The organism is Gluconacetobacter asukensis, from assembly GCF_014174375.1.
Classification (GTDB): Bacteria; Pseudomonadota; Alphaproteobacteria; order Acetobacterales; family Acetobacteraceae; genus Gluconacetobacter; species Gluconacetobacter asukensis.
In genome coordinates this window covers 1-1,009 of the sequence record NZ_JABEQE010000054.1, presented here as the reverse complement: position 1 = coordinate 1,009, position 1,009 = coordinate 1, and the positions used below count along the sequence as shown (strand labels likewise).

Genomic DNA, 1,009 nt, shown 5'->3' with positions numbered 1-1,009 from the left:
AGATCGACCCGCCGCACCGGCTGTTGATGGGGCCTGGCCCGGTGAACGTGCATCCGCGCGTGCTGCGGGCGATGTCGGCGGACATGCTGGGTCAGTTCGACCCGGAGATGACGCGCTACATGAACGAGACGATGGCGCTGTATCGCCGGGTGTTCATGACGGAGAACCGGTGGACGTTCCTGGTGGACGGCACGGCGCGGGCGGGGATCGAGGCGGCGCTGGTGTCGCTGGTCGAGCCCGGTGCGCGGTTGCTGGTGATCCAGGCGGGGCGGTTCGGGCTGTTGCTGTCGGAAATCGGGCAGCGGATCGGGGCGGAGATCCGCACGCTGGATATTCCCTGGGGCGAAGTGGCGAGCCTGGAGCAGATCGAGGCGGCGATTACGACCCATCGCCCGCAGGTGTTTGCGGCGATCCATGGCGATACCTCGACCACCATGGCGCAGCCGCTGGCGGGTGTCGGGGCGATCTGCCAGCGGCATGGTGTGCTGTCCTATGTCGATGCCACGGCGACGCTGGGCGGCATGGCGGTGGCGACCGATGCATGGGGCGTGGATGTGGTGACGGGCGGCTTGCAGAAATGCATGGGCGGCCCGCCGGGTTCGGCGCCGATCACGATCTCCGACCGGGCGGCGGTGCATATCATGAAGCGCCGGCATGTCGAGGCGGGCATTCGCGGCGAGGATCTGGACGAGGGGCCGGGGGCGCTGATCCGGTCGAATTATTTCGACCTGGCGATGATCATGGAATACTGGTCGGAGAAGCGGCTGAACCACCATACCGAGGCGACCAGCATGCTCTATGCGGCGCGCGAGGCGGCGCGGGTGATGCTGGAAGAAGGGCTGGAAGCGCGTTTCGCGCGGCATCGGGCGGCGGGTGCCGCGATGAGTGCCGGACTGCGGGCCATGGGGCTGAGCCTGTATGGCCAGGATGCCTACCGCATGACCAATGTGACGGGGGTTTATATCCCCGACGGCGTGGATGGCGAGCGGGTGCGGGCCCGGATGCGCGG

Annotated in this window: 1 protein-coding gene; it reads left to right on the top strand. The window is 67.9% G+C overall.

The features are described 5' to 3' along the window. Positions 1-2 precede the first annotated feature (2 nt). Positions 3-1,009: pyridoxal-phosphate-dependent aminotransferase family protein (locus tag HLH35_RS19680; RefSeq protein WP_338029407.1), on the top strand; the 1,007-nt coding region annotated here is incomplete at its 3' end.